At 68.0% G+C, this 25,276-nt stretch carries 14 protein-coding genes and 7 pseudogenes; 12 read left to right on the top strand and 9 right to left on the bottom strand.

The genetic code is table 11. The features are described from left to right. Window positions 1–147: 147 nt before the first annotated feature. Together StrepF001_RS41530 and StrepF001_RS41535 are read right to left on the bottom strand one after the other, a co-directional pair. Window positions 148–1,044 (bottom strand): IS982 family transposase, encoded by an 897-nt coding sequence (locus tag StrepF001_RS41530; protein ID WP_129803267.1) that lies wholly within the window; start codon window positions 1,042–1,044, stop codon window positions 148–150. 146 nt (window positions 1,045–1,190) lie between these two features. Then, window positions 1,191–2,150 (bottom strand): AraC family transcriptional regulator, encoded by a 960-nt coding sequence (locus StrepF001_RS41535; protein WP_240797942.1) that lies wholly within the window; start codon window positions 2,148–2,150, stop codon window positions 1,191–1,193. A 113-nt stretch (window positions 2,151–2,263) separates the two neighbouring features. Here StrepF001_RS41535 and StrepF001_RS41540 point away from each other — a divergent pair, with 113 nt between their 5' ends. Next, the gene (locus StrepF001_RS41540; RefSeq protein WP_129803268.1) at window positions 2,264–3,016 is read left to right on the top strand and encodes an SDR family oxidoreductase; all 753 of its coding nucleotides are present in this window, start codon (window positions 2,264–2,266) and stop codon (window positions 3,014–3,016) included. A 210-nt stretch (window positions 3,017–3,226) separates the two neighbouring features. Further along, window positions 3,227–3,481: pseudogene (locus tag StrepF001_RS41550) on the top strand (transposase family protein); the annotation flags it as partial. Between the two features lie 272 nt (window positions 3,482–3,753). On the opposite strand, the gene StrepF001_RS41555 reads toward StrepF001_RS41550, so the two are convergent. Next, window positions 3,754–7,716 carry a hypothetical protein gene (locus StrepF001_RS41555; protein ID WP_129803269.1) on the bottom strand — a complete coding sequence of 1,321 codons (3,963 nt, stop codon included), beginning with the start codon at window positions 7,714–7,716 and terminating at the stop codon, window positions 3,754–3,756. A 262-nt stretch (window positions 7,717–7,978) separates the two neighbouring features. On the opposite strand from StrepF001_RS41555, the pseudogene StrepF001_RS41560 reads away from it, so the two are divergent. Beyond that, a pseudogene (locus StrepF001_RS41560) lies at window positions 7,979–8,356 on the top strand (transposase family protein); the annotation flags it as partial. A 342-nt stretch (window positions 8,357–8,698) separates the two neighbouring features. Here StrepF001_RS41560 and StrepF001_RS41565 read toward each other — a convergent pair. Together StrepF001_RS41565 and StrepF001_RS41570 are read right to left on the bottom strand one after the other, a co-directional pair. Continuing rightward, window positions 8,699–9,706 carry an IS110 family transposase gene (locus StrepF001_RS41565; protein WP_165396548.1) on the bottom strand — a complete coding sequence of 336 codons (1,008 nt, stop codon included), beginning with the start codon at window positions 9,704–9,706 and terminating at the stop codon, window positions 8,699–8,701. 724 nt (window positions 9,707–10,430) lie between these two features. Next, window positions 10,431–10,904 carry a hypothetical protein gene (locus StrepF001_RS41570; protein ID WP_129803271.1) on the bottom strand — a complete coding sequence of 158 codons (474 nt, stop codon included), beginning with the start codon at window positions 10,902–10,904 and terminating at the stop codon, window positions 10,431–10,433. Between the two features lie 746 nt (window positions 10,905–11,650). Between StrepF001_RS41570 and StrepF001_RS41575 the strand changes: the two genes are divergently transcribed. Together StrepF001_RS41575 and StrepF001_RS41580 are read left to right on the top strand one after the other, a co-directional pair. After that, on the top strand, window positions 11,651–12,133 hold the full coding sequence (locus tag StrepF001_RS41575; protein WP_206307121.1) for a carboxymuconolactone decarboxylase family protein: 483 nt from the start codon (window positions 11,651–11,653) through the stop codon (window positions 12,131–12,133). 261 nt (window positions 12,134–12,394) lie between these two features. Further along, window positions 12,395–12,874, top strand: coding sequence for a diadenosine tetraphosphate hydrolase (locus tag StrepF001_RS41580; protein ID WP_129803272.1), 480 nt, complete (start codon window positions 12,395–12,397; stop codon window positions 12,872–12,874). Window positions 12,875–12,966: 92 nt separating this feature from the next. Here StrepF001_RS41580 and StrepF001_RS46745 read toward each other — a convergent pair whose 3' ends face one another. Together StrepF001_RS46745 and StrepF001_RS41590 are read right to left on the bottom strand one after the other, a co-directional pair. Continuing rightward, window positions 12,967–13,212: a hypothetical protein gene (locus StrepF001_RS46745; protein ID WP_206307122.1), complete on the bottom strand. Its 246-nt coding sequence runs from the start codon at window positions 13,210–13,212 to the stop codon at window positions 12,967–12,969. 62 nt (window positions 13,213–13,274) lie between these two features. Then, window positions 13,275–13,709: pseudogene (locus StrepF001_RS41590) on the bottom strand (alpha/beta hydrolase); the annotation flags it as partial. 778 nt (window positions 13,710–14,487) lie between these two features. Between StrepF001_RS41590 and StrepF001_RS41600 the strand changes: the two are divergent. Together StrepF001_RS41600 and StrepF001_RS41605 are read left to right on the top strand one after the other, a co-directional pair. Further along, window positions 14,488–15,234 (top strand): annotated as a pseudogene (locus StrepF001_RS41600) (reverse transcriptase N-terminal domain-containing protein); the annotation flags it as partial. A 333-nt stretch (window positions 15,235–15,567) separates the two neighbouring features. Continuing rightward, the gene (locus StrepF001_RS41605; RefSeq protein WP_129803281.1) at window positions 15,568–16,128 is read left to right on the top strand and encodes a dihydrofolate reductase family protein; all 561 of its coding nucleotides are present in this window, start codon (window positions 15,568–15,570) and stop codon (window positions 16,126–16,128) included. Between the two features lie 46 nt (window positions 16,129–16,174). Here the strand turns inward: StrepF001_RS41605 and StrepF001_RS41610 are convergent, their stop codons facing one another. Both StrepF001_RS41610 and StrepF001_RS41615 read right to left on the bottom strand, forming a co-directional pair. Then, window positions 16,175–17,083 (bottom strand): hypothetical protein, encoded by a 909-nt coding sequence (locus tag StrepF001_RS41610; RefSeq protein ID WP_129803273.1) that lies wholly within the window; start codon window positions 17,081–17,083, stop codon window positions 16,175–16,177. 64 nt (window positions 17,084–17,147) lie between these two features. Further along, the gene (locus StrepF001_RS41615; RefSeq protein ID WP_129803274.1) at window positions 17,148–17,573 is read right to left on the bottom strand and encodes a hypothetical protein; all 426 of its coding nucleotides are present in this window, start codon (window positions 17,571–17,573) and stop codon (window positions 17,148–17,150) included. A gap of 534 nt (window positions 17,574–18,107) precedes the next feature. On the opposite strand from StrepF001_RS41615, the gene StrepF001_RS41620 reads away from it, so the two are divergent. The 5 genes and pseudogenes from StrepF001_RS41620 to StrepF001_RS41635 all read left to right on the top strand — a co-directional run. Next, window positions 18,108–22,241 (top strand): BTAD domain-containing putative transcriptional regulator, encoded by a 4,134-nt coding sequence (locus tag StrepF001_RS41620; RefSeq protein ID WP_165396549.1) that lies wholly within the window; start codon window positions 18,108–18,110, stop codon window positions 22,239–22,241. Between the two features lie 531 nt (window positions 22,242–22,772). Next, window positions 22,773–23,033, top strand: a pseudogene (locus StrepF001_RS49085) (M23 family metallopeptidase); the annotation flags it as partial. Window positions 23,034–23,189: 156 nt separating this feature from the next. After that, window positions 23,190–23,642 (top strand): annotated as a pseudogene (locus StrepF001_RS49090) (peptidoglycan-binding protein); the annotation flags it as partial. An 87-nt stretch (window positions 23,643–23,729) separates the two neighbouring features. Continuing rightward, window positions 23,730–24,260 (top strand): annotated as a pseudogene (locus StrepF001_RS41630) (transposase); the annotation flags it as partial. 246 nt (window positions 24,261–24,506) lie between these two features. After that, the coding region (locus tag StrepF001_RS41635) for an IS5 family transposase (RefSeq protein WP_129803278.1) at window positions 24,507–25,276 on the top strand (770 nt) is incomplete at its 3' end.

Here is a 25,276-nt window from a genome sequence, read left to right on the forward strand (position 1 = left end):
CAGGCGGGCGGTGTAGACAAGGCTGTCAGAGCCCTCGACGGTGTGGTTGTTCTTCTTCACGCCACATTCAACTGCCGTCGGCGGCCCGCCGGTTATGCCCCGTCGACACCCACCGCGGCACCGCTGGACGAGTAGTTCCGATGTGGCTCAGTGGTCGTAGGCGGTAAGTGAGCGGGTGATTGGTGCGCCGATGGTGCGGTTGTGCCAGATCGCGCAGGTCATCGCCAGGATCCGCTGGGCCACTCGGACGCCGACGCCTTCGATGGTGCGTCCGCCGTGTTGTTCCAGGTCGAGCTGGCCCTTGAGGGTGTCGTTGACCGACTCGATCAGCTGGCGCACGGTCTTCAGTAGGGCTTCTCCTGGCGGTGGGGTGCCGCGGTTGCGGTAGGAGGGCCGGAGCAGGCTGATGCTGCGAGCGGCCAGGAAGCGGTCGAGTTCAGCGGCGATGTAGCCCTTGTCCGCCAGGATCAGCAGGCCGGGCCGGTCGGCGGCCAGGTGCGGCTCGTTGTCGATCAGGGCGGCCAGGACCTGCCGCTCGTCGATCTTGGGGTCGGCCAGGGCCCAGGTGACCGGCAGTCCGGCCGGAGTGCACACCAGGTGCAGCTTCAGGCCCCAGTAGAAGCGTGAGTGGGAGCGGCAGTAGCCGTAGTTGGCCCATCCGGCCAGGTCGGAGCGCTTGACGGTCTCACGCGAGCGGGCGCACTCGACGGGCGTGGAGTCCACGATCCACACATCGTCCAGCCACAGGTCGGTGTCCGCTGCCAAGGACCGGATGGCCCGCTTGACCAGACCCAGCGCGGCCCGCAGACGCTTGTTGTAGGCGAGCCGCTGGGGAAGGTAGGGGAACAGGCCGTGCAGGTGGGCATGGGCGAAGCGCAGCCAGCGGGCCTCGCAGTGGAAGCCCAGCATGGCCTGGGCCACGGCCAGGATGACCAGCTCCGCGTCGGTCAGCAGGGGCGGCCGACCACGCCACCGCGAGGTCTTCAAGCGGTCGTCGATGTGCACGTACAGTGCGGTCAAGAGGGTGTCTAACTCGGTCGTCACAACCCGATGTTGGACACCCTCCCCGCGTCCGTGAACCCCGCATTCGGAACTTCTCGTCTAGTACTAAAGTCGCGTTTATGACGTGTGTCCGCCTCGCTGTCTTCGTCGCCAGCGTGAGCGGCGCAGCTGAGCACAGGACGCCTCCTTCAGCTTCCGTTCGCGGCCGAGCGCGGTGGCTGCCGTGCCTGGTTCCGGAACTGTGCGGGCGATGAGCCGACCACGCGGCGGAACGCGGTGCTGAACGCGCTCTCGGACAGGTAGCCCGTGGCCCGTGCGAGCTCGGAGATCGACAGAGCGTCGCGGGCGAGGGCGTCGCGCGCGAGGCTCATGCGCCATTGGATCAGGTACTCCAACGGCGGGACCCCGACGTGGCTCTTGAAGGCCTGGGCGAACGCGGAACGCGACATGTGGCTGATCTCGGCGAGCTCCTTGAGGCTCCAGGAGTGGGCCACGTCCGCGTGCACGGCACGTAGGGCGGCACCGATGCCGTCCTCGTTCAGGGCGCCCAGCCAGCCGGTGGGCCGGTCTGTCTGACCGGCGTGAGCACGCAGCATGTGCACAAGCAGGATCTGTGCGAGGTGGTTCTGCACCAGCGGGCCGCCGGCGGCGGCGACCCCGACCTCGGTGGCCAGGAGATCGATCAGCTGCGCGAGCCGCCTGCCATGAGGATCGGCCACGCGGACGATCACGAGCGGCGGCAGAAGATCGGTCAGGAGAGCCGCGTTCTCGTCGTCGAACGCGATGTGCCCGACACAGAGGTAGAGGTCCTCCTCAGACTCCGCGCCGATCCGCACGAACCCGTCCTCGGCACCCGCCCACACCGGCTCCGCAGGGCGCGGGCGTGCGTCGAGCGTGCTGGCCAGCACGTAAGGCGGCGGGTTGCCCAGCATGAAGGTGTCACCCTCCTGCAGGAGCACCGGCTCGTGCCCTTCGAGGATCAACCAGCACGTGCCGCGCACGAGGCCCCCGATCCGCACGTGCAAGAACGTGTCGAAGCGCAAAGCCCACTCTCCCGCGGCCCGGAGACTGGGCCCGATCACCGTGCGGGGCCGGAGCAGGCCGATCGCGTCAGCCACTGGATCCCGAAATCCGAGCACCGACGACACCTCCTGGACGATACGTAAAGAACAGTGGACTCCACATTATGGTTAGTATCCCCGATCTCCCGCAGTATCGATGTCGAACGGATCGGCATCGAGAGAGTGATGGAGACAGCCACATGGGACAGCTGGAAGGCAAGACGTCGGTGGTCACCGGGGGCAGCACCGGTATCGGTCTGGCCACCGCCGTACGGCTGGCGGACGAGGGCGCGTACGTGTTCGTCACCGGCCGACGCGAGGCCGAACTGGAGGCCGCCGTCAAGACCATCGGAGCAGACCGGGCCACCGCGGTCGTCGGCGACATCTCGAAGCCGGAGGACCTGGACCGGCTCTACGAGGCGGTCCGGGCGCGAGGCAAGAGTTTGGACGTACTCGTGGCGAACGCGGCGGTCGGTGCGTTCGTGACGCTGGAACAGACCACCGAGGAGCACTTCGACCAGACCTTCGCGGTCAACGTCCGAGGCACGCTGTTCACCGTGCAGAAGGCGTTGCCGCTGCTCAACGACGGAGCCTCGATCGTCCTGGTCGGTTCGACGGCCGGCGACCGCGGAGTAGAGGCGTTCGGCGCGTACGCGGCGTCGAAGGCGGCCGTCCGGTCCTTCGCGCGGACGTGGTCCAACGAGCTCAAGGACCGTGGCATCCGGGTCAACGTGGTCTCGCCGGCATGGATCGAGACTCCCGGGGGCACCGCCGCTTTCGGCGACGAGGAGACCGCCCGGGCCGTCAAGGAGAATGTCGCCGCGACCGTGCCCAAGGGCCGCATGGGCCAGCCTGAGGAGGCCGCCGCAGTCGTGGCCTTCCTGGCCTCGGAACAGAGCAGCTACGTCGACGGCGCGAACATCTACGTCGACGGTGGCGAGAACCAGATCTGAGCAGGCACCACACGGTGGGTGGCATCTGAAGCGTTCCAGGTTCTGTGCCGCTACTACTAGGAGCGTGCGGTGAACCGCCCGTCGGGCCGCTTGTGCAGACAGCCGCGGTCGGCAAGCTTGGTCATCTTCACGCGCAGCGGCTCCTGCTTCCCGCGCACCGAGGTGTTCAGGCCCAGCCGCTCGCCCCACCGCCCTGACCTGCACCGGGCCGTCGGCCTCGACGACGGCGCTCCGGACGCAGACCCGGCGGTGATCATCGGCTACAAGGCGGCCCGGAACCGGCCCCTGACCCGTGGCCAGAAGCTGTCCAACACGGCACTGGCGGCCGTCCGGGCACCCGTCGAGCACGGCTTCGCCCACCTCAAGAACTGGCGCGTCCTCGGCAAGGTACGCACCGGCCCCGCCTGGGCGACCGCCTTGGTCCGGGCCCTGCTGGTCCTCACGAACCGCGAAGTCGCCCGATGACCGACGATCTTCACCAAAGTCACCTGCCGGCGACCAGCACGAGCATCCCGATGCCCACACACCAGCCCCGTGACCAGCAACTTCGGCTTGCACACCTCTCACTGGAGAGCCCACTGCTGGGAAATCTAGCACGGTGGGTTCGGTGGGGGGCCGTTGGAAAAGGGCCTGGTCACAGGCACCTCGCTGGGGGCCTACCCAACGCATGCCCGGTTTGACGGGCGGGGGCTGGAAACGGAGCCTTCCCAGGCCACCGTGCCAGTCCCCGACCCTACTCAAGCCAGCGTGGCCGAGGCGATGTCGGAGTAATCGGCCCAAGCCGCGAATCGTTGGCGGTGCATGGCGCTCATATTCTGCATAACCTCGCGCCGCAACGCCGTGACCAGCTCCGACTCCAGCTCCGCGTCCACGCGACCAATCGCTCGGAGCGTATGTGCCATGGAGACCGCCTGATACGGCAGCAGCGGTGGCGACGTGCTACCCGGATCACGCGCGTACGCGTACAACATGCCCTCGAATTGCGGAGTTACCCGGTCCGCCGCGCTGTACCAGTCGCGGACGATGGTCGCGCACAGCTTCGGTACGGACTCCTTCGCACCGGGCTCGGCCCCGCCGAGTCCTCTCGCGATGGCCAGCGCGCGACCCGCACTCGCCACAAGCAGCGAACGCTGGATCGGCGGCGTGAGCACGGCGTCCGTGGAGGAGAGCAGCGCGCCCCAGAACGCCCTTTCGTCCGCTGGATGGGTGCCGACCATCCGGATCGCGCCGACCAGCGCAGAGTGACGCTCATTCCCGGGCAGCCTGGCGAACGCGGCGAGCGCCTCCGATCGGTTGGCGAAGGCTGGACGTGAGGCGAGGACGAGGTACCGCCCAATGACGGCTGGGGCGGTGAGGCCGACCGGCGACAGGGCAGCCCGACATTCCTCGCTGCCGGCGAAACCGCGTAGCTCGAAGATGGCATCCGAGGTGCGGCAGGCCAAGCCGACGTCCTTGCGCGAGATCGCCCGTTGGTCGGCGGAGGCCGCGGCGAGCCCTCTGCCCTGGAGGAATTCCTCCAGGGCAGAGGGCTCCAGCGCGGTCCACCCGCGGACGGACTCGACCACGTGTACGGGCGCGCGCCGCGCCTGCGCTGCCGCAAGCTCACGGAGCTCGACGCTCAGCAGCTGACGACGGAAGTCCGACGCCAGCTCTGCCGAATGAAAGGCAAGGACGTCGGACAGATGCACGTACTCCCCCAACCCGCGCGCGAGGGTGTTCCGAGCCACGATGTCCAGGTGCTCGCCTAGACACTGGCGCACCGCCGGGAGCGCTCCGCTGAGCGTCCGGGAGTTGCTGGCCGCCGAGAAGATGGCGGCGAAGTCGTTCGCGGTGAGCAGTGGCAGATCCCAAGCGAGCGTATCGCCTCGCAGGCGGTCGCCGATGACCTCCTCAAGGTGCCCGCTCAGATCGGCCTGCCGGTGGGTGTCTGCCCATGCCAACAGGCGAACTAGGAACCCGACGTGTCTGTTGGCGAGCGCGCTGCCGAGTTCGGGCCAGGTTTCAGCGCTCGCGAGCCGGTCCCGGAACGCCGCCGCCAGCTCCGGGCGTCTCAGCTGCAGGAAGGCGTGGTATTGGATCACCTCGCCAGGTCCCCGGCGTATACAGTGGCGCACCACCTCGGGGATCGACGCGCCGACCCGCTCCGACATGACGACGATGAACTCGGCGTTCCGCCCCGCGATCTCGCTGGCCCGAAAGCAGCTACCCAGGTCGGATGAGCTGGCCCGGCTCAGTTTCTCCGCCACGTCGGCGGCCCGGACGTTGAAGAGGATGGCGAGCAGCTTCCTGCTCAACTCGTCGTCGAACCGGCGGGCGGCCATCCCGACGTTCAGCAAGGACCAGACCGGCGCGTCGTAAGACCAGGCTATGAACTCCTGCCGTACCGCCGGCTGCTTGAGCAGCGTGCTGAACAAGGCGGTAGTTCGTGGTAGCAGCTTTAGGAACTCCAAGAAGTGCATGACGTCCGGCGGTGGAGACTGCTGGACCTTCGTGGCGAGGAGCTCCTGCTCCAATGAAAGCTGGTGGTCGATGTCCGAGAGCTGCGCGACACCGAGGGAGACGAGCTGGCGTGTCGTCCGCGACAGGTTGGACAGATTAGACGCCGCGAGGATGTCCTTGCGGATGATGCCGTTCTCGACTAGGTGCGCGAGTAGCCGCGCGGCGTCGGGGCGGCGTCCGGCCTGGACGAGCCGCGAGGCGATCCCGCAGGCGACATAAGGATCGGCGACCGCGATCTGCTTCAGCTCCGCGGAGTCGGTCGATACGCCTAGCGCGCGCAGCAGCAGCCGCGCCACAGCCGGATGCCCCAGGGCGTAGTAGCGCTCGCGGGAGTGGATAAGACCTTCCATAACGAGCTTCGACAGGCCGTTAGAGATAAGTGAGCCCGGGCTCAGGCCGAACTCGTATCGTCCGGCCGTGGCCAGGCGGCGCAGGTTCTCTTCCTCTTCGGCGCTGCGGCCGGTGAGATACCTCGACCGGATGAAGGCGACGGCGTCTTGCTGGGATAGGGTGGTCGCGTCGGCCGCCAGGCGACCGATGCTTCCGCGCATCGCAAGTGCGAACGTCACCAGGTCGGGGAACGTCTCCTTCCATCTCATTAGAGCGCCGCCCGACGGCAGAGCTAGGGCAGCATGGGCGAAGGCATCTATCCGCCGCCACACGGCAAGCAGCGACCTATCGCTGACGGTTAGCCTTACGGTCGGCACGCGGTTGTCGTGCTCGTCGCGCCGGGAGAGCAGCAGCATGAAACCGCGACCACAGGTGGCCAGCCAGTGATTGACGATGGTCCGTTCTAGACGTCCATCGAGGTGTGTGTTGTCAACGATGAGCAGTCTGCCTGACTCATCGAGGGTGGTGAGGCGGTCGAGCAGCAGAGCCGTGTCGGTGACGCTGAACGGCGCGTTGAGACTCGCCAGGTCGACGTAGAAGGCCGCGTCGAACCGCGCGGCGTCACGTCCAACCATGGCCGCCATCGTGGTCTTTCCGGTGCCCGACTCGCCGGAGACGCGGGCGATGCGGCGCGTGCTCAGGTAGTCGATGACCTCGTAGAACTCGGGCAGCGGGGCGGTTGTGGCGGCGCCGTACTCGTCACGCTGCAAGGCGATGGTCGCCGGGTCGCCGTCGCCGTAGATATCGGCATTGTCGATTCCGACGAATGGTGCGATCGACGGGACTTGGCCACTACTGTCCGCTTCGGCGGTGGGCAGCAACTGAGCAAGCAAGGCGTACAACACCTCAGCCGAGGCGCGGGCCGCAAACCGCTTGTACCGATCATCCTTGTTGCTGTCGGCGTGATCCATGACGCCCTTGGCGATCAGGCAGTACGGCACCCGATGCTGGTGCGCCACCGTGGCGACGGTAGCGGCCTCCATCTCCACCGCAGCGATCTTTCGCACCCCCATGCGCTGCAACCGGGCCCACAGCCTGGGATCGGCGACCACCGCGCTCCCCGACGCCATCGGGGCCGCCACCACCTCGAACGGCAGACGCCGTGGCCCATCCACATCGTCGTACAACCACCCCTGCACCAACTCGGCACCTTGGTCGGTCAACTCCAACCCGGTTTGGGCACGGCCGATCAATCCTCCTTGTTCCCATTGCTGCAGCCGCGCCCTCCATGTGCCGCCCGGGAAATACCGACGACGCGCGGGATGGCTCCGCGGATCCTGGCCCCGGTACAACCGTTCCAACAGCCACAGCAACGCGTCCTCATCGTCGGCCGGGCGGTAACTAGGCAGCCCTCTGGGAGTGAAGTCCTGCACCGCGTGAAGCCAACGGTGGTCCAGCCGGAACTGCCGATTGTCACCTTTCAGCCCCGCCGGGGATTGCTTGCCCTCGTCCCATTCGTAGACCGGGTCGGCTACCACGACATCCCCGAGAGCCATGTCGTCAGGGTTACCCGCGCACACCCCGCACATAGCCAGGCATCTGGGCTGCAACAGATGGGCCAACGTGGTCACGATTGGCGCCGTTTCCCGGCTGCCCATGTGCGTCGATCGTGCCAACGCCACCGATAAGCGTCGGCCGTCCTCTCGACAGTACTCACCCCACCAGTACGGGGCCGATCCCCCCGCGCCGCGCTCCTCCCACCGCGCCACCCCAGGGTCGCCAGATACCCCGGCGAGGCCCGCGGCCTTCGCCTCTGCTAACTCCTCCTGCAACGTGGCGATGACCAAAACGTCAACCCGGTCCACCGACACCTAGAGGCCACACCTCTCCAAACAATGCGGCCCGGTACCAGGCCCTCCGAATCAGACGAGGGTGTCCCGAGTCTCGTGGAACTTCGGTGACGACCCATTCGTACTCTATGCCGCGGTGCCGACAGGCTCCAGGGATCTGTCGATTAGTGAGGGTTTTCAGGGTGGCCTCGGATGGGTGACGACCGGACCGTAGGCAACGGACAGGGCTCCCGTGCCGTTGAGAGAGGTGTCTAGGTCTCAACTCGCCAGCTCAGGAGCCCTGTTGGTCCCGTATCCTGCCGCACTCGATCTGCCGCACGCACTCGTGGAGTGGGTGACGATGCTGATCGTCACCCGGGAGGGTGACCGGCGCTGCAAGCTCCGACCGTCCGCGCGTGCGGTGCTCGCTCTGGCATACCTGCGCCGACATGACCCCCTGGCTCAACTGGCTGCGGGTTTCCGCATTTCTGTCGGCACCGCCCACACCTACGTCACCGCTGTCATCGAACACCTCGCGGACAAGGCGCCGGGCCTGCTGAAGGTCCTGCGTGAGGCAGACCCCGACTACGTTCTCCTGGACGGCACGCTCGCCGATTGCGACCGGGTCGGCCACGGGCGCGCGGACTATTCGACCAAGCACAAGCGGCATGGTGTGAACATGCACCCATGAGGGCCGGGCCTGTCAAGGGGTGTGGAAGTCCCAGGGCCTTCGGCTTGCGGTGGGCTGCCGGGCGTTGTGTTGGTGAGTCTTCTTTGTTGCCGTGCGAGGGAGATGGCAGCCGGGACAGTGGCAGGTCGTGGTGATCCCCAGTTTGTGTGCCGGTCGGCGGAGTGGTCTCGCAAGCACCCATTCGGCGTCTGGCCGTTGTGGCTGGCGCCATGACCGTGGTGCGGGGATCCGGGCTGCTCAGTCAGGTCATCGGGCGCGGCTGAGCCGTCCCATGCAAGTTCGCGAGCGCACCCGGGGTCTGTGACCGCCGCTGGCGGATGCTGTCGGTCGTTGTCATCGCGGCTCCCGGTGATCGGGTCGGTCCTGGACCGCGCGGAGCACGTGGTAGGCGCGGGCGAGAAGGCGCCGGGCGATCGCGGTGGTGGCGATCTTCTTGCCACGGCGGTGCGCGATGGCCTGGTAGGCGGCGGCGAATTCCGGGGAACGCTTCGCGGTCTGGGCCGCTTCATACAAGATCCACCGCAGCCAGTCGGAGCCCTGCTTGGAGATGTGCCCGTGCCGGACGGTCAGATCCGAACCACGAACGGTGGGCGTGAGCCCGGCCCAGGCGGCGAGCTTGCGTGCAGAGGGGAAGCGGGTGACGTCCCCGACCTCGGCGACGATCATCAAGGCGGTGAGCGTGCCCACGCCCGGCAGCCGGGTGAGTGCCGCGACACGTGGATCCCCTCGCGCCGTGGCGAGCAATTGACGGTCGAGGGCGTCGATCGGTTCTTTGAGTGCGTCCATGATGCCCAGGAGATCGTCGACCACCCACTGTGAGGCGTCGGGTAGGTCCAGCTCCTGAAGCCATGCCCGGCCCGGGGCGGTGAAATAGCTGCCGGGTCGGTCGCATCCCAGGTCCGCCAGGACGGCGTGGACACGGTTGCGCAGCAAGGTGCGCAGGCGCACCAGCTGGCAGCGGTGCCTGAGCAAGGCTCGCTGCTGCCGCACCTGCATCGGGGCGATCCACGCCTCCGGCAGCAGATCCGCCCGCAGCAGCTGGGCCAGCGTGGCCGCGTCGACCTTGTCGTTCTTCAGCCGCGCGGAGGCGATCGCCTTGCACCGCAGCGGATGCACCAGATGCGGCTCGAAGCCGTAATCCTCCAGCAGCTGCTCCAGCCAGCCCCAGCCGTAGGCGGCCTCGAAGGCCACCGGCGCACCGATCGGCAGATCCCCGATCACCGCGAGCACCGCGGCGACGCCGTTCGGCACGTTCCGGTTCACCCGCACCGAACCCTCGTCATCGACCACCGCAACCTGCGACCGCTTGCGATGCACATCGATACCGACGTAGACAGGCATCGAGGGCCTCCTTCCCGAGCTCGTGTGGTCCCGGAACCAGAATTCCACCGGGCTGAGCACGGAAGGGGGCCCGGCCCTCATAGGGTCAGGTCAGAGGCACATCTGCGGGTGCGCTCTCTTCCCCTAGCAGGAGCCGCACCGTCCACATCACCGCGCAGGAACCGCTGCGAAGCCCTTCCATCCCAGCGGATACCGCAGCTGCCCCGTCATCACCTTGCACCGACACTCAACGACGGGACAAAACAACCCCAGCCCGACGACCTCGCCCCGTTCCGACCCGCAGCTGACACTGGACCGACCCCATTCAGGTTGTCCGGCCAGGCACCTCCGCACACGCACGACCCCGCCGCTTTCCGGCGCGCATGGCCTGGGCCACGACGAAACGGATTCGCGCCGGGAAGTGGTGGGGCAGCGGGGTCCAGGGGCCGGCGAAGGCCCCTGGTACCACGCAGCCGAACCACCCTCGTGTTCCCGCGTGCGCCGGTGGTCCTCCTATGGGCTCTCGCCCATATGAACGTGGGCTTCTGTGACCCGAGCTCGGGCACTCACTGGCACCGGCAAGAGAGCTCTGCGCCGCGTGCTGACGATGGACTGGATTCCTCGTCGGCGCGTCGGTTCTGCAAGGGAAGCACCAGGTCAGCCTCTGCTGTCGTAGCCATCCGCTTCACCTGATACTCCGGAGCCCGAAGATCAATTACAAAGCTGCGAACCATGAGTCGGCGCGTCACTGCTCATCGAGGGATGCCTGCCGGGCAAGGAACTCCTCGAACGCCGCCTTCTGCTTCGGATCCATGAAGCCTTGGCGGACATTGCGGGCCTTCTCCTGGAGCCAGTGCGCCTCGTCGGGGTCCAGTAGCTCGGCGACCACCACGCCTTTGCGAGCAACCGCCGTGCGCCCTCCTACGCGACGACGAAAGAGCGTGAACGCGCCGAATTCCGCTGGGTGGGCCAGTTGCGGCTCCTCCACCACAGCCCGGTCCTCGTCCCCAGCCCCATTCGCCGGGTAGGCGGCGGGGGCCCAATGCTCCCAGAGCGCCAGCGTGGCCGCGGGCACTAGCACCGCGCGTTCCGCCTCTTCACGCCCCTCCCACATGAACGTGACAGTGACGGGCTCGCCGACCGCCTCGGCCAACCCGAGCACCCTCTCCATCTCATCGTTGATCGGGTAACCCACCACTACATCGATCTGAATGCCCATGGTGCGTGAGGCTACTGGCCGCTTCCGACATCCCAGCCCAAAGCTCTTGCGCTTCGTCGACCACGGCGCACCAGGACCGTCCGAAACCGGCGATTTCACCGACTGAGCGTCTGTCCGAGGGCATCCTGCGACGGAGAGCAACCGCTCCAAACAATTTGGGCCAGAGCCCCGATCTCGCGAACAAGGCCAGCCTGTCGTCAACGGGTGAAACCAAATTCAGCCGTTGCCGACACCAGTCGCAGCACTAGGTGGACCGTGAACCCTCGCCATGTACACCCCGGGCGGGCCGGCTCGCCCCCGGCGCCCTCCAGCTGCTTGGCGGGCCGCACGCTCAAGGCCGACGGACGTCCCCAGCAAGGTTGTGGGGGCGGACCCAAACACGGCAGCGCCCGCCCGGGCTGGATGAACGAGAGGGCCCCGGGCTGGCGCTTGGAGTGGAGGTTGCAGTGCCGCTACACGCTCCCGGCCCGCCGTTCCCCCAGGCATGACCGACCAGACCACGCGCTGGGCCGACGCCTCCTGCCGGATCGAGGAGGCCGCCGTTTCGCTTGCGCGTGTCGGAAACGACATATCGAGACGGCACTGGAGCGACAATCCGTTCACAGAGGCCCTGACCGCGTTCGCCGAGCCGCCTGACGCCGCGAGCGCGTCCCCTCGATCGCCGGACCAGGGTTTCGTCATAGTGACCGAGCGGCTCGGGGCGGGACCCGGAAGCGCGGGCAGGGGAACGACCCGAAAGGACCGAGATGACTGACGATGTTCAGATCGTGAACCGCCGGCTCGACGCGAGCGGGAACGAGGCGCTGATCGGCATGGCTCGGATGGGCGCGGATGCATTCGGATACACAGCGGAGCTGCGGATCGACCGCGGCCTTGCCCAGCTCCTGCGTCTGCGGGTCTCGCAGCTCAACAACTGCACCTACTGCCTCAACCTGCACTACGAGGCAGCGCGCGAGGCGGGCATCCCACGGGCCAAGATCGACACCCTGACCGCGTGGTGGGAGACCGAGCTTCACTCCGAGGCCGAGCAGGCGGCACTTCGCTACGCCGAGGCGCTCACCCGCGCCGCCGACACCGACCGCGGCGCGGCGTTCCAGCGCTTCCACGACGCGCTCGCTGCGCACTTCAGCACGGAGGAGATGCTCGAGATCGTCGCCGTCGTCGTCAACATGAACGTCTGGACCCGCATCAAGCTTGCCGAGGGTGCGATGCCGTGCCCGGCGGATTGAGCGGCTTCCATAGCTCCCTTCATCGGGGGGAGGTGCAGCGCCACCAGCTCCGCCGGCGCCGAACTCCCTTCATCCCCTGGCCGCAGCGGCCGGTTGTCCTCGTCGAGCCCCACTGCGGCGATCCGCTGAGCACCGGCACGTGATGGCGATTCTTGAAAACGGCCGGGGTCGCTCCTCGCCTCGCTTCGTTGGCCGTTGAAGTGAGTGGGGAGGGTGGGGAGCGAAGAGCAGGTGTTGATCGCCTGTAGATAGGTTCGGGCCATGACTGGTGACTGGCGGATGGACCGGATCGGGGCTGCTCTGCGGGGTGAGAACCCGACTGTGCTGCGGCGGCTTGAGTCGGGATTTGCGGTGATCGGCGACGTTCAGTTCCTGCCGGGCTACTCGGTTCTCCTCGTGGATGAACTGAATGTGCAGCGGCTGTCTGACCTGCCGAGGGCCAGGCGGCTGTCGTTTCTGTCCGATATGGACCGGCTCGGGGAAGCGGTTGAGCGGGCCTGTCGGCAGCTGGACCCTGATTTCCGCCGGGTCAACCTTGAGATCCTGGGGAACACTGATCCGTTCTTGCATGCCCATGTCTGGCCGCGGTTCGAATGGGAGCCGGCCGAGCTGGTGGGCAAGCCGGTGTGGCTGTATCCGCGTGAGCGGTGGAGTGACGAGCGGTTCAGACTCGGTCCGCAGCACGATGTGCTGCGGGATGCGATCGGCAGCGAACTGGACCGGTTGCGTTCGATGGACTGACGGCGCGGGCCCACCGACCGTCAGCTCGGCGGGCCCGGTGATCAGTGACGGTCGGTGGACGTCACGGAGTCCTTCTAGTAGATCGTCGCTGCTTAGTTTTGCCAGTCGACCTGGCGTTGGCCGATGTCGCCGTTCGGCAGCCAGCGGTCGGCGTCGGTGGCGGGTACGATCCCGCCGTCGGCCCGCAGACGGCCGGGACTCACCACCGGGCGGCACGAGCAGTTCCCCGTCGTCGGCGACCCGCACCGCGTCCGCCTGCTCGTCGACAGGGCGTCGGGCACGGCGGCCGCCACGTGGAGCACGGTGCCCCTGACCAGCCCTCGCCTGGAGCTGCACATGCGGTCGCCTCCGATGACACGGCCCGATGTCCCGTAGGCGGTGAGCCGTTCTCCGAGGGTCCTCACTCACGTCGTACGGCGAAGAAGTCCGCCAGGGAGACCGCGAGCGCTTCCGGGGCTTCCTCGGCCATGTGATGCCCGGAGTCGATGCCGTGACCGCGCACGTCCGGTGCCCACTGACACCAGATTCTGGCCGGGTCGCCGTACAGGTCCTCGAGGTCTTCCCGGAGCGACCAGAGGATCAGTGCCGGGCACCACAGCCGTGCCCCGGCCGCGCGGTCCTCCTCCTCGTGCCGTCGGTCGACGGTGAGACCGGCCCGGTAGTCCTCCAGCATCGCCCGCACCACGTCCGGGTTCCTCGTGGCCGCGCGCCACTCGTCGTAGTTCTCCTGCCCCACGGTCTCAGGGTCACCGCGGTACCAGTTGTCCGGATCGGCGTCGACGACGCGCTCGGGGATGTCGGGCTGGGCGAAGAAGAACCAGTGCCACCACTGCGTGTGGTGCGCACGGCTCTGCCGGTGCCGGCCTGTCCGGAAGGCCGCGGTGGCCGCCCGGAGGAGTACTGCCACCGGGAGATGTGGGATGCGGTGCTCTACCTGGTCGACAACGGCATCAAGTGGCGGGGTGCGACACAAGGTCGCACTGATCAAGTGGCATTCGGTAGAAAGGAGTTGATAAAGCCCAGGCCAGTGTCCAGGGCCTGTCCCCTGCGTCCACATGCGTCGCTGGTAACGGCGGGGTGTGAAGCTGGACGATCACGCTCAAGAGCGTCCCGGCCATCGGGAGGCAACAAGTAAAGGGGAAGACTGGACGGGCGAGCGGAAGCGAATCTCCGGCTATGCCTCGTGATTGCATGAGCTGCGCGATGGTAACGCAAGCGGCAGCTTCAGGACTCGGCGTGGAAGAACGCCAGGTGACCCTCGTGGACTCGCCGGCGAGGGCAGGACACCACCGGTCCCGGGGTAGAGGAGGCGCCCACCCCAGTCGCATCTTGTCAGTGCGGAACGTGGAAACCCCGTCGGGGTCCGGGACATATCCCGGTTGTCCGACCGTGAGGAAGGATCAATTCCCCGGCGGGAACAGGATGGCCCAAGGAGCGAATGCCGACAGGTCGAAAGGCCAGGGGAAAGCGGACGACACCCGCCCGTATAACCCGTCGGATACGGGTCCGAGTGATCCGGCCCGAAAGGGCGCCCACGTGGGCCAGGTGAGCCTTTGAAGGGATCTGGTGAAGAAGCCGGAGCCGAAGGGCAAGTTGGACGCAGGGAGGGGCTGATGGCTCGACATGACAGTGAGTCCCGTCGTTCCTCCCGTGCGAACGGACCGGAGGACGTGCGAATCGACTGGCACAGCATTGACTGGGCCACGTGCGAAGACCATGTACGGCGACTGAGACGAAGAATCTTCAAGGCGACTCAGGAAGGCGACCTGAAGAAGGTTCGCAACCCGCAAAAGCTCATGCTGCGAAGCCACTCCAATACGCTGATCAGCGTCAAGAGGGTGACGCAGCAGAGCGCGGGACGCAAGACCGCGGGCATAGATGGGGAAACTGCACTCACGCCGATGGAGCGAGGCCGTCTCGCGGCCCGACTCCAACGACAGGAGAAGCCCTGGAAGGCTCGTCCGGTCAAGCGCGTTTTCATCCCGAAGGCCAACGGAAAGCAACGACCTCTCGGAATCCCCGTGATCATCGATCGCGTGCTTCAAGCTCGGGTGAAGAATGCATTAGAGCCTGAGTGGGAAGCGCGTTTCGAGCCGAGGTCATACGGATTCCGTCCTGGTCGGGGTTGCCATGATGCGATCGAGGCCATCTACAACACGTTGGGCGCCAAAGGGGCCTCACGGTTGTGGGTGCTCGACGCGGACCTCGCGGCAGCCTTCGACCGGATCAACCACGCTCGACTGCTGGAAGCCCTGGGCCTGTTCCCTGGTCGAACCATGATCAGGACATGGTTGCGGGCTGGTGTGGTTGAAGACGGCCGCTTGACGCGGACGGACGAAGGTACTCCTCAGGGAGGCGTGAGCCGGTTGCCTGGAAATCGGGCATGGCCGGTTCTGAGGGGGCCGGGACACAGCAATGCGTCCCGGCTACCCGACCGATGCCCGCAGATTTCCCGGCGTGGGACCAGGTGTAGGCCTTCTTCCGCCGTTGGCGCGACGGCGCGTTGGTCACCGGGCTGCACCACCGGCTGCGTGGCCGGGTCCGCGAACGGGCCGGGCGGAACCGCCGGAGCCGAGGCAGTCCTAGATGCAGCCCGTCGTAGCGATGACCGTGCCGGTCGCCGGGCATTGTCACAGGCGCGGGCTAGTGTGCCGCGGGACACACACGTAGCCCCGACCTGGGAGAAGGCTCGCATGGCCAAGTTGATCTACATGTTCAATGTGTCCCTGGACGGCTACATCGCCGACGCGGACGGCAATTTCGACTGGGCGGTACCGGACGAGGAGTACTACTCCTTCATCAACGACGTGCTGCGGCCGGTCGGGACCTACCTGTACGGGCGCCGGCTGTACGACATGATGGCTGTCTGGGAGACCGACCCGTCCATCGCGGGCCAGTCGCCCGGGGCCCGGGAATTCGCGGAGATCTGGCAGGCGGCCGACAAGGTCGTGTACTCCAGGACGCTGGAGTCGGCCTCCACCACCCGGACCCGGATCGAACGGGACTTCGACCCCGAGGCGGTTCGGCGGCTGAAGGCATCTTCCGAACGTGACCTCACCGTCGGCGGGGCCGCCCTCGCCGCCCACGCGATCGCCGCAGCGCTCGTGGACGAGTACCACCTGTTCGTCGGCCCCGCCGTGCTGGGCGGCGGCAAGCCCTTCCTCCCCGACGGGGCCCGGCTCCGCTTCGAGCTCCTGGACGAACGCCGGCTCACCGGCGGCGTGGTCTACCTCCGCTACCACACCCAGCCGTGAGCACCCGGTGCCGCCGGGCCGGGGCGGACCGGGTGCGCCGGGGTGCTCAGCCGGACTGCCCCTGGAGGACCTGGCGGGCGATTCTCAGCTGCCTGTCCCGCAGCGCGGTGCGGTCCTTGAGCACGTCGGGGTGATCGTCGAGCCAGCGCTGCTGCATCACGGCGAGTCTGTCGTAGGCGGTGCGCAGGTATCCGGTGTCCTGCTTGCAGTGGACGTCCGCCGTGGTTGCGGGGTGGGTGCGGATGTCCGCGTCGGGCGGCAAGGCTCTGATCAGGTCGAGGGGGTCCTTGGCCTGGACCCGGTTGGTGAGCATGCACTGCCGCCAGCTCTCGTTCGCCTCGCGGAAGAGGGAGTCGTGCTTGAGCCACTTGAACGCTGTCTGCTCCCCTTCGTTGAGATCTATCCGCAGTTCCGTCCACCGCACCCGGCCGTCGCCCAGCATGTGCTTCTCCGCCTCGGCCTGGCAGCCGCTCGCCGGCATGGTCACCTTGAGCAGCTTGCCCTTGACGGAGATCTCGTTTCCGGGTTCGCCGTAGAGGGCGCGGTTGAAGGCCTCTCCTTGCGGCTGCTCCGGTGGCGCCTGCTTCTGGCTGTCCGCCCCGATTTCTTCGAGGGTCTCGAGACCGAACGGAGTCGGGCGGGACACCGCCGCGTCACCCGCCTTCGCCACGGGAGCGGGCCTGAGGGTGAATCCGCGCTCGGCCATGCAGGCGACGAGGACCTGTTGCTGGGCGGTCGCGATCTGTTCGCCGCTCTGGGTCCAGGCATAGAGTTGGGTGTAGATCGGCGGGCGCAAGCCCTGTTCGGCCAGTGCGGCCGGGGACAGCGGACGATGGGGCCGGGGTTCGGGGTTTTGGGCCCTCGCGTCGGCGAGCGCCCAGATCGTTGCGCCCACAGCGGCGGTCAGGACGCAGGCGGCGATGTGCCGGCGAGTGCCGTGGAAGCTCAGTGCCATGTGAATCCTGTCGAGGTCCGGAACGTGCGGGCCCGGTTTGCGCCGGGCCCGCCGTTCACCGAGGTCAGAAGCAGTCGGTCGACGTCCGGCCCGGGAGCGTCAGCCGGCTGGCCCGGTCCCGCAGGCCGGAGGGCAGCGGATCGCCGCTCTGCGTGCCCGGCTGGTCGACGGTGGAAGCGGAGTTGACGTAGTGACCGGGGTTCAGGCAGAACAGGAAGCCCGTTCCGTTGGTGTTGTCCCAGAAGTGGCTCTCGTAGTTCCCGGTGCTTGAATTGCTCGCCGAGTAGACGTTGTTGTTGACCGGGTGGTTGAGACCGTTCCCGCTCACGTTGTATTCGTCGAAGGTGTCGTTGGAGAAGTCCGGGTCCGAGTTGAAGAAGGACTGCCGTGCGGAGCTGATGTCGGTGTAGAAGACGCAGTGGTAGCCGCGGTCACAGTTGGGGCCGGCGGCCGAGGGGGACGCGCCGACCAGTCCGAGCGTGGCGGTCATGGCGGCCACTCCTACGACTGCCGCGAGCCTTGTACGCATGTGCTGTCCTGCCTTCCCAGTGATCCGCTGATGGGTGTTCTGATCGCTTCCCGAGCTGAACCCGAGCTTCACGCTGTGTCCTTTCGCGTTCTCTACGACTCCGACGTCATCTCCACGGCGGGGGGTGCCTGTTGGACTGGTCGACGTCGTTCTGGATGGGCGCACCCGTTCCTTCCTTGACCGGAGGGGCCCAGGAGCCGGTGAACCCGGTACGGGAAGCGATCGTTGTGCGACGCGGTATAGGACCCGTATAAGTCCTGATGGGGATGCGTGCGGCAGGTGATCGGGCCTGGCTTCGGCCAGCTGCATCGCGGATCTTTGGGGCATGCGGCCAGGGGGTGCCGGCCCGGGAGGCCGCACCAGGCGGCAGTCCGCTGATCCACGTCAGTGCGGCGTCATGCGTCGGTCGGGCGGTCCGGCGCGGGTCTGCGTCAGGAGAGCTGGTGTACCTTCGGGCCGCCAGCGTTGATCCGTGCAGCCTTGGGGGGCGGCCGAGTGGAATTGCGGATTCTGGGGGATCTGACGGTCCGTCGCGGGGGCTCGCCGGTCGACATCGGATCGCCCAAGGTGCGTCTGCTGCTCGCGGTCCTGCTGAGCAGGCCCGACCGGCCCGTGCCTTCGGAGCTCCTGATGACCGCACTGTGGGGCGAGCGACCGCCGCGCTCGGCGCGTAAGAACCTGCAGCTGTACGTCCATCTACTGCGCAAGGCCCTGGGCCCGGAGCGCATCGAACGGCAGGGCGACGGCTATCGCGTGGTGGCGGGTGATGCCCTGGACGCCACGCGGTTCGAACAGCTGGCCCTCCAGGCGGAGGAGGCCCTGCGACAGGGTGAGACAGCGGCCGCGCAGGAGTTGCACGGTGAGGCGCTGCGGTGCTGGAACGGGCCTGCGTTCGCGGAGTTCCTGGATACCGAAGCCGTCGCGACCCGGGCGGCCCAGCTGGAGGAGCTGCGTCTTGCCGTGCATGAGCGGTGGGCCGATTGCGGTCTGGCCCTCGGCAGGCATGCCGAGGTGATCGTGGAGCTGACGGAGCTGCTGCCCCGGCATCCCTTTCGGGAGTCGCTCCGCGGCCAGCTCATGACGGCCCTGTATCGCTCGGGCAGGCAGGCCGAGGCGTTCGAGCTCTACCGGCGGACCCATGCGCTGTACGGGACCGAACTGGGCGTCGAGCCCGGCCCGGGTCTGCAGCGCCTGCACCAGGCGATGCTCCGCGGCGATGAGGGCCTCATGCCCTCTCCGGTCCCCGTCGCGGCACTGGTGCCGGTCGGGGCCAACCCCTACCGGGGCCTGCCGGCGTTCACCTCCTCGGATCACGACCGGTTCTTCGGCCGCGACCGGCTGTGCGGGCTGCTGTGGGAGCGCGTGGAACGCTTCCCCGTGGTCGTTGTGTTCGGCGCGTCGGGATCGGGGAAGACCTCGCTGCTGGCGGCGGGCCTACTGGGCCGGATCCGGCGGGATACGACCGCTCGGTGGCAGCCGGTCATGATGACGCCGACCGACCAGCCGGTGAAACAGCTGGCGGCCGCGCTCGCCGAGCACGACCGGCCCGCCGGTCAGGCGCTGCTGGTGGTCGATCAGTTCGAGGAACTGTTCACCGTGTGCTCCGATCCCACGGTACGGGAGGAATTCGTCGCCGGGCTGTTAGCGGCGTCCCAGGCCGGAACCAAGGTCGTGCTCAGTGTCCGTGCGGACTTCTTCGTCCAGATGACCGGGCTGAGCGAGCTAGCGCCGGCGCTGATGAGCGAGGCGCAGCTGCTGGTCGGTCCGCCGTCGGCCGCGGAACTGCGAGAGCTGATCGTCCGGCCGGCGGATCTTGAGGGCTGCTCGGTCGACGCCGATCTGCTGGCCACCGTGGTGGCGGAGGCCTCCGGCGCTGCCGCCGCACTCCCGTTGGTGTCCCACGCGCTGCGGGAGAGCTGGCGCAACCGGGCCGGCCGCACCCTGACCCTCGCGGCGTACCAGGCAGGGGGCGGGATGCACGGTGCGATCGCCCAGACCGCCGAGCACGTCTACGCCGAGCTCGAACCCGCCGAGCAGGACCTGGTGCGCCGGCTCATGCAGCGGTTGATCAGCCTGGACGAGGACGGGGTGCGGGACAGTCGGCGGCGGGTCCCGCAAACCGAACTCGACGGGATGGGCCCGGCCGCGGCGGTCGCGGATGTGGTCGACGAGCTGGTGGCGGCGCGCCTGGTAGTCGTGGACGAGGACCGGGTGGAGATCGCCCATGAGGCGCTCATGGTGGCGTGGCCCAGGCTGCGGGCCTGGCTGAGCGAGGACCGCCGGCGTCTGGTCGTACGGCAGCGGCTCACCGCCGCGGCCCGAGTCTGGCAGCAGTCGGGGCGGGACGCCGGAGGGCTCTACCGGGGCTCCGGGCTGGCCGAGGCGCGCCCCCACCGCTCGGAGCTGAACCTTCTGGAGCGTGAGTTCCTCGACGCCAGCGAGGAGCTGGCCGAGTCCGAACTCGCTGCGGCGCGGCGCCGGGTCCGCCGGCTGAGGGTCCTGGCGATGGTGCTGGCGGTGCTGCTGGCGGCGACCGTGACCGGGGGCGGTGCCGCCTGGCAGCAGCGGCAGGTGGCACAGCGCGAGCACCTGACCGTCCTGGCCCATCAGACCGCGCTCACGTCGCGCTCGCTGGTCGCCACCGACCCGGACGTCGCCCGGTCCCTCGCGCTGGCCGCCTATCGGCTGCATCCCGACGCCGACACCCTGGGCGCGGTGATCAGTACGTCGGCGTCCGCGCAGCCCAGCGTCGTACTCAACACGAACGGGCCCGCGTCGTTCGGCCTGGCCCTGTCCCCTCACGGCTCGTTGGTGGCCGCGGCCACCAGCGACGGCACCGTGGAGCTGTGGGATCCGAATCGACGCAGGCGGCTGGCCTCCTTCACCGAGCATGTCGTCAAGCCGCTCCCCCAGGGGTTCTTCGCGCTGAGGGTGGCCTTCAACGCCGACGGTACCCGGCTGGCGTCCCTGGCCCGGTTGAACAATCCGAAGCAGCCGACCGGAGGCTCGGTCGTCGTGCGGGAGGTCCGGTCGAGGAAGGTGCTGTTCAAGCAGGTCGTGTCCGGCGACCTCAGCAACGGTCTGGCCTTCAGCGCCGACGGCACGGTCGTGGCCTACGGCACGGGCGAGGGCACACGGGTGTCCACGCTGGGCGGTGGCAAGGCCGTGTTCCTGCCCACCGGTATGCCCGCGGCACTCAGCCTGGCCGGCGATCAGCGCTCGCTCGCCGTCACCCGTACCGATGGGACGGTGGCCGTCTGGGACATCGAAACCGGTCGCCGTCGCTTCGAGCTGAACACCGAAGGCGCCCAGGTGGCCCGGTTCGGCTCCACATCCGATGTCCTGGCCACGGCCTCCGAAGAACACGGCATCAGGTTCTGGCGGCTGACCGGCCGCTCGGCCCGCCAGTTCGCCGACCTCCCGGTGCAGACGGCCTTCCCCTGGATGATCTCCGCGCCGGTCGGTGATCGGATCGCGATCGCCGACGAAGAGGGCATGATCTCGATCTGGGACTACCGGCGCCGCGAGCAGATCGCCCGCCACGCCGACCGCTACCGTTCGGAGACCATGGCTCTGGACCTGGCACCGGACGCGAGCACGGTGGTCTCGGGCGGCCTGGGACGCACCATCGTGGTGCGCCGGACGGCCCTTCCCTTCAGCGGTCACGGCGGCGCCGTGAACGACGTGGACGTCAGCCCCGACGGCCGGCTCGTCGCCTCCGCCGGCGACGACAGGTCCGTACGGATCTGGAATGCCTCCGGTGCTGCCGAACGGCTGCTGGGCGGACACTCCGACCATGTCAAGGCAGTCGCGTTCAACCCGGACGCCACGGTGCTGGCGGCCGTGACGCGCGACCACACCCTGACTCTGTGGAACCCGTCGACCGGGCGGCGCTACACCACCATCGCCTTCACCGGTATAGGCACCGGCACGGACGTCGCCTTCAGCCCGGACGGCAGCACGGTCACCGTGATGTCCCTGGGAGGAACGTTCCGCTGGAGGGTCAGCGACCCGGCACACCCCCGTCCACTGCCGGCGCTGGCCGGCCCGCGCACCTCGACCGCCATGGCCTACCCCGCCCGGGGCGGCCTCCTCGTCGCGAGCACACCGGCCGGCGGCATCGCCGTGTGGAGCACCGCCGACGACCGGCTGGTGAAGGCCTTCCCGGCCACGCAGGGGTCCACGCAGGACATCGCGGCCACTCCGGCGGGCGATCTGATTACCACCGCCGGCTCGGACCACACGGTGCGCCTGTGGTCGACCCGGACAGGGAAAAGCCGGGGCACCCTGACCGGCCACACCGCAGCGGTCGGCACGCTCGCCTTCAGCAGGGACGGACGTCTCCTCGCCTCGGCAGGTGAGGATCACACCATCGTCGTCTGGGATGTACGAACCCACCGGCGCATCGCCACCCTCACCGGCCACTCGGCAGACGTGCAGGGCTTGGCGTTCACCCCGGACGGAACCCTGCTGTCCGCGGGAGCCGACCAGCGCATCATCCACTGGCCGCTGACCGCGACCGAAGCCATCCGGCGCATCTGCCGAGCCACCGCCCCACCGCCCACCGCGGCGCAACTCGACCGCCACCTCCCCGGCCAGGACACCGGCGCGCTCTGCCCGCAGCCCTGACCCGGGCACACCGCCGGCGCGGCGTGCTCCCCTGTCAGCGGTCCGTGCCTGGCACCACCGCCCAGGGCGGCCGGGTGACCTTCGGAAATACCCGGGCTATACCGACGCAGGGCACGCTCGGCGCACCGGTCGCTCCCCCGCCGACGAGCTCACGATGAGGGCCGTACATGGCTGCCCCCACCTCGGCCCTCATCGTGACCGCCATGCGGGCGACACACCGCGACCGAACGCGGCCGTCCCGCAGCGCCCAGCCACAGCGGAAGGGCACCTGCCGTCCCATCGCCGCCCGCACACCCCGCCCCAGACGGGCATGAACTCGGCACCGAAGGAGACACATTGATATCCCTCATCCGCACGCTCAGCCCAGGGCTGCTCGGCAGACTGCTCGTGGCTGTTGCCGCCCTCGTCGTCCTGCCCTGGCAGGCCGCGGCGCCGGCCGCCGCGGCGGCCCCGCCCATCGCCTTCCAACTGCCCTTCACCTGCGGCCAGCAGTGGCGACTCGACACCTGGGCACACGCACCCGCGCTCGACATGGTCCGCGAGCCCAACCAGGTCGGCACCGAAGGAGCACCGCTGCTGGCTCCGGCCTCCGGCACGGTCCGGCAGTCCTTCTACCACTCCAACGCCGGCAACGTGATCCAGATCAACCACGGGCAGCGCTACTTCACCACATACCTGCACCTGCAGAGCCGCGATGTCAGCGTCGGCCAGACGGTGCAGCGCGGCCAGCTGATCGGCCGGGTCGGCAGGACGGGGCCTACCTCGAACAACCACCCGCACCTGCACTTCGAGCTCGCCTACGACGCCGACAACAACGGATCCGCCACCTGGGGCAACTCCACCTCCGAACGGATCCGCCCCTGGTTCAACGGCGTCGAGTACGGCCAGGCCAACGGCCGGACCTGGCGGAACGTCACCAGCAACAACTGCGGCGGCACACCAGCGCCCACCTGCAGCGGCGTCAACCTCGACTTCGCTGCGTACCCCCTCATCCAGCAGGGATCCACCGGCAGTCTGGTCACGGCGGCGCAATGCCGGCTGATCACCGCCGGACACCATCCGGGAGAACCGGACGGCGACTTCGGGCCCAACACCGAAACGGCGACGAAGGCCTTCCAGTCCGCCCGGGGCCTCACGGTCGACGGTGACATCGGCCCCAGGACCTGGACGGCCCTGCTGTCGTACGGCTCGACACCGGCGCTGCAGAACGGGTCGACCGGCGCGGACGTCAGCCGACTGCAGCGAGCACTGACCGCGGCACTCGGCCGCACCGTGGGCATCGACGGCGACTTCGGCCCCAACACCGAACAAGCCGTGCGCGACTACCAGACCACCCGCAGCCTCAGCGTCGACGGCGACGTCGGCCCGCAGACCTGGGCAGCCTTGCAGGCCGGACGATAACCACCCTCGTGGGCGGGGAAGCACGGCAACTCCGCCCACGACCGGCGTCGGATCGGCCGCGAGGACATCCGGTGCTTCAGAGAATCGATCGACGCCCAGAGCGTGAAGACGTCCACCAGCGTCCCCGCTGGGAGTCAGGGAACGGACGCGGGCAAGAAGATCGTTGGCCGCAAGCGGAGCATCGTGACCGACACGCTCGGCCTCCTACTGGCGGTGCTGGTCACCGCGGCCAGTGTTCAGGACTCCGTGGCCGGCACCCGACTGCTTGACCAGGTCGCCGCCGGCCATCCCGGCATCCGCAAGGTGTGGGTGGACGGCGGCTACCGCCAGCACCTCGTCGAGCATGCCGCCACTTTGGGCATCGACATGGAAATTACCGCCCGCACCCCCGGGACCAGGGGATTCACCCCGATACCGAAACGCTGGACAGTCGAGCGGACCTACGGCTGGCTCATGCTCCACCGCCGTCTCGCCCGCGACCACGAAACCCTCCCGGCCCGCTCCGAGGCCATGATCCACCGGGCGATGACCGACCTGATGGCCCGCCGCCTCACCGGCGACGCCACCATCTCCTGGCGCGACCCGACATCACCGAATCACATACGCATCACGGGATGAAACAAAGGAAGAAAACGACCTCTGAGTGGGCATTTAGAGATGGTCTATGCCGGTAGGTAACTTTCATGGCCGCCAGGCTTGAGATGTTTGCCCCATACGTGCCCCCTCGCGTCCATCGAGCTGCGGACTTGGCCGCCCGTTTGCTCCGGTTCCCGTGCACGAAGTCCGTCTGGTTTGAAGATCAGGCAGAAACGCCCACCAACAGCGGAACGGCGCCGTCCGCCGCATCCATGATCACGCTACGGCGTGAGCCAGCGGAAGCCGTACCCCGGCGACCTGTCCGACGCCCGATGGGCCTTAATCGAGCCGACGTTGACGGCCTGGAGAAAGGCTCGGCTCGACCGCAGGCCCACCGGGCAGCCGGCCAAGGTCGACATGCGCGACGTCTTCAACGCACTTCTCTACATCAACCGCACCGGGATCCCCTGGAAATACCTCCCGCACGACTTCCCCAACCACGGAACTGTCTACGCCTACTACGCCGCCTGGCGCGACGAGGGAATCCTCACCCAGCTCAACTACGACCTGACCGGCCTGGCCCGCGTGAAGGAAGGACGCAAGCCCGAACCGACCGCTTCCGTGATCGACACCCAGAGCGTGAAGACCTCCACCAATGTGCCCCTGACCAGCCAGGGAACCGACGCCGCCAAGAAGATCGTCGGCCGGAAACGAGGCATCCTCACCGACACGATCGGACTCATCCTCGCTGTCACCGTCACCGCCGCCAGCCTGTCCGAGAACGCCGTCGGAATCCAGCTCCTCGACCAGGCCAAGAAGACCTACCCGACCATCTCCAAGAGCTGGGTCGACACCGGATTCAAAAACGCCGTCATCGAGCACGGCGCCCGCCTCGGAATCGATGTCGAAGTCGTCAACAGAAACCCGGGAGTTCGCGGCTTCCACGTTGTCAAAAGGCGCTGGGTTGTCGAACGAAGTATTGGTTGGATCATGCTGCACCGGCGCCTCGCCCGAGACTACGAGACCCTGCCCGCCAGCTCCGAGGCCATGATCCACAT

This window comes from Streptomyces sp. F001 (assembly GCF_004187715.1).
Classification (GTDB): domain Bacteria; phylum Actinomycetota; class Actinomycetes; order Streptomycetales; family Streptomycetaceae; genus Streptomyces; species Streptomyces flavusporus.

Excerpts from the sequence above, each read along its gene's own strand:
- StrepF001_RS41540 (WP_129803268.1), top strand. The coding sequence starts at position 2,264 with ATGGGACAGCTGGAAGGCAAGACGTCGGTGGTCACCGGGGGCAGCACC.
- StrepF001_RS41565 (WP_165396548.1), bottom strand. The coding sequence starts at position 9,706 with ATGCCTGTCTACGTCGGTATCGATGTGCATCGCAAGCGGTCGCAGGTT.
- StrepF001_RS41570 (WP_129803271.1), bottom strand. The coding sequence starts at position 10,904 with ATGGGCATTCAGATCGATGTAGTGGTGGGTTACCCGATCAACGATGAG.
- StrepF001_RS41575 (WP_206307121.1), top strand. The coding sequence starts at position 11,651 with ATGACTGACGATGTTCAGATCGTGAACCGCCGGCTCGACGCGAGCGGG.
- StrepF001_RS41580 (WP_129803272.1), top strand. The coding sequence starts at position 12,395 with ATGACTGGTGACTGGCGGATGGACCGGATCGGGGCTGCTCTGCGGGGT.
- StrepF001_RS46745 (WP_206307122.1), bottom strand. The coding sequence starts at position 13,212 with ATGTGCAGCTCCAGGCGAGGGCTGGTCAGGGGCACCGTGCTCCACGTG.
- StrepF001_RS41605 (WP_129803281.1), top strand. The coding sequence starts at position 15,568 with ATGGCCAAGTTGATCTACATGTTCAATGTGTCCCTGGACGGCTACATC.
- StrepF001_RS41610 (WP_129803273.1), bottom strand. The coding sequence starts at position 17,083 with ATGGCACTGAGCTTCCACGGCACTCGCCGGCACATCGCCGCCTGCGTC.
- StrepF001_RS41615 (WP_129803274.1), bottom strand. The coding sequence starts at position 17,573 with ATGACCGCCACGCTCGGACTGGTCGGCGCGTCCCCCTCGGCCGCCGGC.